The following is a 9614-nucleotide window of genomic DNA, read 5'->3' as shown; positions in this document are numbered from 1 at the left end:
CCGTGGACCGTGTGCCTGAACTAGTTATAGCGGCACTGCGTGGGGGGGCAGTGATGGCCTTCCTGTCCAAAGTATTTCCCTTTATTCCGAGGGGCAGCGCGACGGCAACAGCGGCGCTAGTCTTGGGCAACGCACGGCTATCTCGGCCGTCTGGATGACCCTCGACAAGGATGACGATGGCTATGCGAGCTTGCCTGGTAACGTCTTGTACACCCCCGACCGACACGCAACAGATCGGTATGAGCCTGATCGAAGTGCTGGTTTCGCTGTTGATTCTCGGCGTTGGCCTGCTGGGGGCCGGGCTGATCCAGCTGAATGCGCTCAAGTACACCGACAGTTCCAGGATGATCAGCCAGGCGAGCTTCGTTGCCTACGACATGCTCGACCGGATTCGCGCCAATGCCGCCGCCGACTATTCCTGGGGAGGCGAGGATATCTCGCTCGCCAACACCTTGGCCGCGAGTGTCCGGGACCTGGACTTGCACGACTTCGAGGCCAATATCCGCCACTTGGCCGGCGATACCGCCAAAGGTTCGATTGCGATCAGCCAGCGCGAAGTCACCATCAGCATCAGTTGGGACGACTCACGCGCAGCCCATGCCGGCGGCGCCCGGGAAACATTCACCCTGACCAGTCGCGTCGCGGTCGATCCGAGGCCTGCGCGATGAGGCGCTCCAGTACGGGTTTTGGCCTGGTCGAGGCATTGCTGGCGGCGACCCTGGGGTTGGTGGTGGTCCTGGCGGCCGTCCAGGTAACGCTGGCCGCCCGAAGCACCGCAGCCAGCCAGCATGCCTCGGCGTTGTTGCAGGATGATGGGCGATTTGTCCTGGGCAAGATGATTCAGGAGATTCGCCTGGCGGGGATGTTCGGTTGCCTGTCCCTTCCCGCGATTGTTCAGGCGCCGGCTGACTTTTCCACGCCGATCAGTGTGGCGGTCAGCGGTGCCTCAACCAGCCTGACCCTGGTCACTGGCGATGTCGGCGGTCAGGGCAGTCGGCCCGACTGGACCGTGCTCAGTAATTGTGTCGACAGCGCCCAGGCCTACTCGGGGGTACCGCCCAAGCCTGGTCCTGGGCAGATTGCTTTCCCGGTTCGCAAACTGACCTACACCTTTGAGTCAGGGCAGTTGAAGCTCAGCACACCGACAGCGCCGGCCAGGGCGGTGCTGGTGGATAACGTGGGGGCGTTTGAGTTGAGTTTCGGGGTGGCCAGCCGGCCAGGGTCCAGTGTCGTGAGCCGCTATGACAGCCATCCCGGCGACGAGTCGCTGATCCGCAGTGTGCGGGTGATGTTGACGCTGCGCGATCCGCTTGGTCGCGTGCGGGACCAGGTCTACAGCGTCGTCGCTGCCGTGCGTAATCGTCTTGAATAGCGAGTGCCGGGTACCGGCCCCTGGGCAGCGCGGCATGGTGCTGTTGATCAGCCTGGTATTGCTGCTGTTGTTGACGGTTGTCGGCCTGGCTTCGATGCAGGGCGCGACGTCGCAGGAACAGCTCGCCGGCAGCCTCAGGCATCGCAACCAATCGTTCCAGGCGGCCGAAAGCGGGCTCAGGCGCGGTGAGTCGGCTGTACAGGCGCGCGGGTTCGGTTTGCCGGCCTGTCAGTCGCTGGTGACCTGTGCCCCGCCGAACGAGGCGTATGCCATCAGCCAGCCAGGCGTCGACCCAGTCTCGGCTATCACCTGGGTCGGCATGAAAGCGGGTGTGTACGGTATTCAGAACCTCGGCCCCGCTAGCGGGTTGGCACATTTGCCGCCCGACACCCCAGCGACGTTGTATCGGGTTACGGCAGTGGGGATCAGTGGCCAATCGCGCACCGTTCTGGAAAGCGTCTATGCGCGGGTAGCCGCGGATGCTGATGCCAGTGAGCGATTCCGGCGAATTCTATGGCGACAACTCCAGTAGGTAATCATGACGATGAGCGGCAATTGCAAGGGGTTCACTTTGATCGAGTTATTGATCGCGCTGGCGATCATTGCCACCTTGGCGGCGGTGATCTATCCGGGGTACGCCGCCCACGTGAAAAAGGCTTACCGCACAGAAATCGTCGGGCTGCTCACGGAGCAAGCCCAGCATCTGGAGCGCTATTACGTGAGAAATGGCACTTTTATTGATGCCAGCGGCGTCAGCACCGGCAATGATCGCTATAGAATCACGGTGATGCTGAACCCCCAGGATTTCACCCTGACCGCGACGCCTTTTGCTGGCGCGATGCTGGGTGATCCTTGTGGTGAGTTCAGTTTGACCAGTACTGGCGCGCGGGCCAATCCCGGCGCCGCACCCGGCACCACGCGTCAGGAGTGCTGGGGGCGATGACGCTGGTGGGCGACGGGGTGCCTGGAGCACTCCTTTCTTTTTATGAGCTGGATCGAACAATGACCAAGCAACAGCAAGTCGTGGTTGTGGGTGGTGGTGTTATCGGGCTGTTGACGGCGTTCAACCTGGCAACCCAGGGGCTGGCGGTGGTGGTGCTTGACCGTTCGTCGGTTGGGCAGGAGTCTTCCTGGGCCGGTGGCGGGATTGTTTCGCCGTTATACCCCTGGCGCTACAGCCCGGCCGTCACGGCGCTGGCCCATTGGTCCCAGGATTTTTACCCGCAATTGGCCCAGCGCCTGTTTGCGGCCACCGGCGTGGATCCCGAGGTTCATACCACGGGCCTGTATTGGCTGGACCTCGATGACGAGGCCGACGCCCTGGCCTGGGCTGCGCGGGAAGGCCGGCCCTTGAGCAAGGTGGATGTGTCGTCCGCCCGTGACGCGGTGCCGGTATTGGGCGCGGGGTTCGCCGAGGCTATCTATATGGCGAACGTGGCCAATGTACGCAATCCACGCTTGATCAAGTCCCTGAAGGCGGCGTTGCTGGCATTGCCGGGTGTGACCCTGCATGAGCAGTGCGCGGTACAGGGCTTTATCCAGGAGGGCGGCAGCATTGTCGGGGTCAATACTGCGCAGGGCGAGGTGCGAGGCGACCAGGTAGTGCTCGCGGCCGGTGCCTGGAGTGGTGAGCTGCTCGCCAGCCTGGGGCTGACGCTGCCGGTGGAGCCGGTCAAGGGCCAGATGATTTTGTACAAGTGTGCTTCGGACTTTCTGTCCTGCATGGTCCTGGCGAAGGGGCGCTATGCGATTCCCCGCCGGGACGGACATATCCTGATTGGCAGCACGCTGGAGCATGAAGGTTTCGACAAGACACCGACCGAATCGGCTCTGGACAGCCTCAAAGCCTCGGCGGTGGAACTGATTCCGGCTCTGGCGGATGCCGAGGTGGTGGGGCATTGGGCCGGTTTGCGGCCTGGTTCGCCGGAGGGCATTCCCTATATCGGCAAGGTGCCAGGGTATGAAGGGCTGTGGCTCAACTGCGGGCATTACCGCAATGGCCTGGTATTGGCGCCTGCGTCTTGCCAGTTGTTTGCTGACTTGCTGCTGGGGCATGAGCCGGTGATCGACCCGGCCCCTTATGCGCCCACTGGTCGGATATAAACCGGGGGGCCTACCGTTCCAGAGGACTCAGCGCTCGATAGACTTCGGACCCTGCTCCAGATGCGCCTGGGTGCAATACCAGTCCTGGCGCTGGCTCAGTGCCCGGTCCTGCGGCAGATGCACGCCACAGTGTGCACAGCGAACCATCGGCGCGGCGCCTTGTTCGCCGGGCTGTTGCTGCGTCGAAGCGGGGCGCTTGAACTTGCGCCAGAACCATACCGCAGCAGCAATCAGGGCAATCCAGAACAGTAAACGAACCATGGCAGGCAGCTTCTCAACAGGGAATCCGGCAGTTTAGCCAAGGATGTTAGCGGCGCACAGGGTAATAAAGTCGCGCCATGAAAAAAGGAGCCCCGAGGGGCTCCTTCTTGCGCTGCCAAGACGGGTTTCAGTCAAAGACACCGAACGTCATGTAGCTGAACCACGAGCGATCCTGGTTGTTGCCCAGGGCTTCTGGTGCTTCTTCCTCGATCACGTCGCCGTTCTCGTCATGGGGCTTGAGCTCCGACGGAATGGCGTCCTTGGCATCCTGGTACTGCTTGAGGATGTCCTGGTTGGCGCGGGTTTCGCCCGGCGGCAGCGGTGGACGGGACTCGATCATGCCCAGGGTGTACTTGCTCAACCACGAGCGGTTGTCCGCTTCGGCAACCTGCGGCACAAACTGGCCGTCTTGCAGGCTAGGGTGGTCCGGGTAGTTGAGTTTCAGGGTCTCCAGGCTGGTGGCGGCCAGGGTATCGAGGTGCAGGCGCTGGTAAGCCTCGGTCATCACTGCCAGGCCGTCACCCACGGAAGGGGTTTCCTGGAAGTTCTCCACCACATAGCGACCACGGTTGGCGGCGGCGACATAGGCCTGGCGCGTCAAGTAGTAGTGGGCTACGTGGATTTCGTAGGAAGCCAGCAGGTTGCGCAGGTAGATCATGCGCTGCTTGGCGTCCGGCGCGTAGCGGCTGTTGGGGAAGCGGCTGGTCAGCTGGGCGAACTCGTTATAGGAGTCGCGCGCGGCACCTGGGTCACGCTTGGTCATGTCCAGCGGCAGGAAGCGCGCCAGCAGGCCAACGTCCTGGTCAAACGAGGTCAGGCCCTTGAGGTAGTAGGCGTAGTCCACGTTCGGATGCTGCGGGTGCAGGCGGATAAAACGCTCGGCAGCGGACTTGGCAGCTTCCGGCTCGGCGTTCTTGTAGTTCGCATAGATCAGTTCGAGCTGGGCCTGGTCGGCATAGCGGCCAAACGGATAACGCGACTCCAGGGCCTTGAGTTTGGCCGTGGCGCTTGTGTAGCTATTGTTGTCCAGGTCGGCCTGAGCCTGCTGGTACAGCTCGACTTCACTGAGGTTTTCGTCGACGACGTCCTTTGTTGACGAGCAAGCAGCAGTCATGGCGAGGATGGCGATCAGCAGCAGGTGTTTCACTTGCATGGCGGCTTGCGTCCCTATGACGGCCGCTGTCTTGGGCGGGGCCGTCCTGTTATGATGAGCGCCCCGATGAAAGCCTCGGGGCAAAAGACGCCGTATTTAACCACAAGCGCGCAGCCGAAACCAAAGGCTGTGCCACGCCTAGTCTGAGCATGTCCGATAAAATTGAACTTCGCGCAGAGGTGCCGTCCGAATTGGGCGGCCAACGCCTCGATCAAGTCGCCGCACAACTATTCGCTGAGCACTCGCGCTCGCGCCTTTCCGCCTGGATCAAAGACGGCCGCCTGACTGTGGATGGAGCGGTTATCCGCCCGCGAGACATAGTGCATGGCGGTTCGGTTCTTGAGCTGACTGCCGAGCAGGAAGCCCAGGGAGAATGGATCGCCCAGGACATCGAGCTGGATATCGTCTATGAAGACGACGACATCCTGGTGATCAACAAACCCGCAGGCCTGGTGGTTCACCCGGCGGCCGGGCACGCTGATGGCACCTTGCTCAATGCCTTGTTGCACCATGTGCCGGACATCATCAATGTCCCGCGCTGCGGCATCGTCCACCGCCTGGACAAGGACACCACTGGTCTGATGGTCGTGGCCAAGACCATTCAGGCGCAGACGCAGTTGGTCACACAATTGCAGAGCCGCAGTGTCAGCCGCATCTATGAGTGCATCGTGATTGGTGTGGTCGTGGCCGGTGGCAAGATCAACGCGCCTATCGGTCGTCACGGCCAGCAGCGCCAGCGCATGGCGGTGATGGAGGGCGGCAAGCAGGCCGTCAGCCACTACCGCGTGCTGGAGCGTTTCCGTTCCCACACCCATGTGCGGGTCAAGCTGGAAACCGGCCGTACCCACCAGATCCGGGTACATATGGCGCATATCAACTTCCCGTTGGTCGGCGATCCGGCCTACGGTGGTCGCTTCCGTATTCCGCCGGCCGCCAGTGTGACCATGGTCGAGTCGCTGAAGTCGTTCCCGCGCCAGGCGCTGCATGCACGCTTCCTGGAACTGGATCATCCGACGAGCGGTGAGCGGATGAGCTGGGAATCGCCTCTGCCCGACGATTTTGTCTGGTTGCTGTCGTTGCTCAAGCAGGACCGCGAGGCCTTTGTCGGATGAATGACTGGCTGATTCCTGACTGGCCTGCGCCGGCCGGGGTCAAAGCCTGCGTCACCACCCGTGCGGGCGGCGTCAGTCTGGCGCCGTTCGACAGCCTCAACTTAGGCGATCATGTCGAGGACAGCCCCGAAGCTGTGCTTGAGAATCGCCGTCGTCTCACCGCCGCATTTGCTATCCAGCCCGCCTGGTTGCGCCAGGTGCATGGTGTGGTCGTGGTCGAGGCCGATCCGGGACGGATTGCCGAGGCCGACGGCAGTTGGACCGGTACGCCCGGCATCGCCTGCACGGCGATGACCGCCGATTGCCTGCCGGCCTTGTTTTGCAATAAGTCCGGAACTCGTGTTGCTGCCGCCCATGCCGGTTGGCGTGGCCTGGCGGCGGGTGTGCTGGAAGCGGCCGCCGACAGCCTGGATGCTGCGCCTGCCGACGTACTGGTGTGGTTGGGCCCGGCGATTGGCCCAAAGGCCTTTGAAGTCGGCCCGGAAGTGCGTGAAGCCTTTATGCAGCAACACCCGCAAACCGCGCAGGCTTTCGTTCCCAGCCACAACCCTGGCAAGTTCCTGGCTGATATCTACCAGCTGGCGCGCCTGCGCCTGGCTGCGCGTGGTATCACCGCTGTCTACGGTGGCGGTTTGTGCACCGTGACTGACCCGCGCTTCTTTTCTTACCGGCGCAGCCCGCGTACCGGTCGATTTGCCTCCCTGATCTGGCTCGAACGCTAGACTCTCCTGATCCATATCAAGCATTGCCGGCTTGAATGTTCCAGAATCCCCCCCATCTATAGGGGTATCTGGCAGGTTTCTTCATTCAGGATGCGTTTCTCGCGAGCAAGCTCGCTCGCACATAGCTCCGGCCTGCTCAAAAGGAAGGTGACTAATGCGTATTGATCGTTTAACCAGCAAATTACAATTGGCGTTATCGGATTCCCAATCCCTGGCCGTTGGCCTCGACCATCCGGCCATCGAGCCCGCGCACTTGATGCAGGCACTCCTCGAACAGCAGGGTGGTTCTATCAAGCCCCTGTTGATGCAGGTGGGCTTCGATGTCAACAGCCTGCGCAAGGAGTTGAGCAAAGAGCTCGACCAACTGCCGAAAATCCAGAATCCGACGGGTGACGTGAATATGTCCCAGGATCTGGCGCGCCTGCTTAACCAGGCCGATCGCCTAGCCCAGCAGAAAGGCGACCAGTTCATCTCCAGCGAACTGGTGCTGCTCGCCGCCATGGATGAAAACAGCAAGCTCGGCAAGTTGTTGCTGGGCCAGGGCGTGAGCAAAAAGGCCCTGGAAAATGCCATCAACAACCTGCGCGGCGGCGACGCGGTGAATGACCCCAATCATGAGGAGTCGCGCCAGGCCCTGGACAAATACACCGTCGACCTGACCAAGCGCGCCGAAGACGGCAAGCTGGACCCGGTAATCGGGCGTGACGACGAGATTCGTCGCACCATCCAGGTCCTGCAGCGCCGCACCAAGAACAACCCGGTGCTGATCGGTGAGCCTGGGGTGGGTAAAACCGCCATCGCCGAGGGCCTGGCCCAGCGCATCATTAATGGTGAAGTGCCGGACGGCCTCAAGGGCAAGCGCTTGCTGTCCCTGGACATGGGGGCCTTGATTGCCGGTGCCAAGTTCCGTGGTGAGTTTGAGGAGCGTCTGAAATCCCTGCTTAACGAGCTGTCGAAGCAGGAAGGGCAGATCATTCTGTTTATCGACGAACTGCACACCATGGTCGGCGCCGGTAAAGGTGAAGGCTCGATGGACGCAGGCAACATGCTCAAGCCTGCACTGGCTCGGGGTGAGTTGCATTGCGTGGGGGCTACCACGCTCAACGAGTACCGCCAGTACATTGAAAAGGACGCGGCCCTTGAACGTCGTTTCCAGAAAGTCCTGGTGGAAGAACCGAGCGAAGAAGACACCATCGCGATCCTGCGTGGCCTGAAAGAGCGTTATGAGGTCCACCACCGCGTGGCAATCACTGATGGCGCGATCATTGCGGCGGCCAAATTGAGCCATCGCTATATCACTGATCGTCAGTTGCCGGACAAGGCCATCGACTTGATCGACGAAGCGGCCAGCCGGATTCGCATGGAGATCGACTCCAAGCCTGAAGTACTGGATCGCCTGGAGCGTCGCCTGATTCAACTGAAAGTCGAATCCCAGGCGCTGAAAAAAGAAGACGATGACGCGGCGAAGAAACGCCTGGAAAAACTCCAGGAGGAAATCGGCCGTCTGGAGCGTGAGTATTCGGACCTGGAAGAAATCTGGACCTCGGAAAAAGCCGAAGTGCAGGGTTCCGCACAGATCCAGCAGAAGATCGAGCAATCGCGCCAGGAACTGGAAGCTGCCCGCCGTAAAGGCGACCTGAACCGCATGGCCGAGTTGCAGTACGGGGTGATCCCGGATCTGGAACGCAGCCTGCAAATGGTCGACCAGCATGGCCACAGCGAAAACCAGTTGCTGCGCAGCAAGGTGACCGAGGAAGAAATTGCCGAGGTTGTGTCCAAGTGGACCGGCATTCCTGTGTCGAAAATGCTGGAAGGCGAGCGTGACAAACTGTTGCGTATGGAAAGCCTGTTGCACCAACGCGTGATTGGCCAGGAAGAGGCCGTGGTAGCAGTGTCCAACGCGGTGCGGCGTTCCCGCGCCGGTTTGTCCGACCCGAACCGTCCGAGCGGCTCGTTCATGTTCCTCGGCCCGACCGGTGTGGGTAAGACCGAGCTGTGCAAGGCCCTGGCCGAGTTCCTCTTTGATACAGAAGAGGCGATGGTGCGCATTGATATGTCCGAGTTCATGGAGAAACATTCCGTGGCGCGTTTGATCGGGGCGCCACCAGGCTATGTGGGCTACGAGGAAGGCGGCTACCTGACCGAAGCGGTACGGCGCAAGCCTTACTCGGTAATCCTCCTGGATGAGGTCGAGAAGGCCCACCCGGATGTGTTCAACGTGTTGCTGCAGGTGTTGGAAGATGGCCGGCTGACGGACAGTCACGGACGTACCGTGGACTTCCGTAATACGGTGATCGTGATGACCTCCAACCTGGGCTCGGTACAGATCCAGGAGATGGTCGGTGATCGTGAAGGCCAGCGTGCTGCGGTAATGGATGCGCTGACCAGCCACTTCCGCCCGGAATTTATCAACCGGGTTGATGAGGTAGTGATCTTCGAGCCTTTGGCGCGGGATCAGATCGCCGGTATCACCGAGATCCAACTGGGCCGCCTGCGCAGCCGTCTGGCAGAGCGCGAGCTGATGCTGGAACTGAGCAGCGAGGCTTTGGACAAGTTGATCGCCGTCGGTTACGACCCGGTGTATGGCGCGCGGCCGTTGAAGCGTGCGATCCAGCGCTGGATCGAGAACCCGTTGGCCCAACTGATCCTGTCGGGCAGCTTTATCCCGGGGACCAGCGTCAAGGCCACCGTGGAAAACGACGAAATTGTCTTCCACTAAGCCCGAATTGGGTGGTTATGAGCAGAGGCCCCGCATTGCGGGGCCTTTTTTTTCGATAGGGCGTTGAACTGTAAGGCAAAGGCTTGTAAAGTGCGCCCCGCAGCAACGTCAGCCCACGGGTTTCTTCTCCCCAAGGAGAAATCAGAAAGAAGCGCAAATCATTGTCTTAAAA

Annotated in this window: 10 protein-coding genes; 8 read left to right on the top strand and 2 right to left on the bottom strand. The window is 61.0% G+C overall.

The features are described 5' to 3' along the window. Positions 1-182: 182 nt before the first annotated feature. The 5 genes from pilV to thiO are packed head-to-tail and all read left to right on the top strand — an operon-like array spanning position 183 to position 3475. Positions 183-668, top strand: coding sequence for a type IV pilus modification protein PilV (pilV, locus tag K1X80_RS24625; RefSeq protein WP_350338785.1), 486 nt, complete (start codon positions 183-185; stop codon positions 666-668). After that, positions 665-1372 (top strand): PilW family protein, encoded by a 708-nt coding sequence (locus K1X80_RS24620; RefSeq protein ID WP_198817577.1) that lies wholly within the window; start codon positions 665-667, stop codon positions 1370-1372. The genes pilV and K1X80_RS24620 overlap by 4 nt, the downstream gene beginning before the upstream one ends. 34 nt (positions 1373-1406) lie before the next feature. Continuing rightward, a complete protein-coding gene (locus tag K1X80_RS24615; protein ID WP_169989543.1) occupies positions 1407-1904 on the top strand; it encodes a PilX N-terminal domain-containing pilus assembly protein in 498 nt (165 codons plus the stop codon). Between the two features lie 12 nt (positions 1905-1916). After that, on the top strand, positions 1917-2315 hold the full coding sequence (locus K1X80_RS24610) for a type IV pilin protein (RefSeq protein ID WP_169989534.1): 399 nt from the start codon (positions 1917-1919) through the stop codon (positions 2313-2315). A 59-nt stretch (positions 2316-2374) separates the two neighbouring features. After that, a complete protein-coding gene (gene thiO, locus K1X80_RS24605) occupies positions 2375-3475 on the top strand; it encodes a glycine oxidase ThiO (RefSeq protein ID WP_169989533.1) in 1101 nt (366 codons plus the stop codon). 27 nt (positions 3476-3502) lie between these two features. On the opposite strand, the gene K1X80_RS24600 is transcribed toward thiO, so the two are convergent. Then, positions 3503-3736, bottom strand: coding sequence for a PP0621 family protein (locus K1X80_RS24600; protein WP_057441079.1), 234 nt, complete (start codon positions 3734-3736; stop codon positions 3503-3505). A gap of 127 nt (positions 3737-3863) precedes the next feature. Then, a complete protein-coding gene (locus K1X80_RS24595) occupies positions 3864-4889 on the bottom strand; it encodes an outer membrane protein assembly factor BamD (RefSeq protein ID WP_057441077.1) in 1026 nt (341 codons plus the stop codon). Between the two features lie 149 nt (positions 4890-5038). On the opposite strand from K1X80_RS24595, the gene rluD reads away from it, so the two are divergent. The 3 genes from rluD (at position 5039) to clpB (ending at position 9442) form a co-directional block, all read left to right on the top strand. Continuing rightward, positions 5039-6001, top strand: coding sequence for a 23S rRNA pseudouridine(1911/1915/1917) synthase RluD (gene rluD, locus K1X80_RS24590; protein ID WP_029292014.1), 963 nt, complete (start codon positions 5039-5041; stop codon positions 5999-6001). Beyond that, complete coding sequence (pgeF, locus tag K1X80_RS24585; RefSeq protein WP_128592789.1) at positions 5998-6723, top strand: peptidoglycan editing factor PgeF; 726 nt, start codon at positions 5998-6000, stop codon at positions 6721-6723. Before rluD ends, pgeF begins: the two co-directional genes overlap by 4 nt. Positions 6724-6877: 154 nt before the next feature. After that, positions 6878-9442 (top strand): ATP-dependent chaperone ClpB, encoded by a 2565-nt coding sequence (clpB, locus tag K1X80_RS24580; RefSeq protein WP_057441075.1) that lies wholly within the window; start codon positions 6878-6880, stop codon positions 9440-9442. Positions 9443-9614 lie beyond the last annotated feature (172 nt).

Origin of the sequence: Pseudomonas sp. So3.2b, assembly GCF_019464415.1 — a bacterium.
GTDB lineage: Bacteria > Pseudomonadota > Gammaproteobacteria > Pseudomonadales > Pseudomonadaceae > Aquipseudomonas > Aquipseudomonas shahriarae.
Note: the sequence above shows the minus strand (reverse complement) of the source record. Positions and strands in the feature narration are given on the sequence as shown.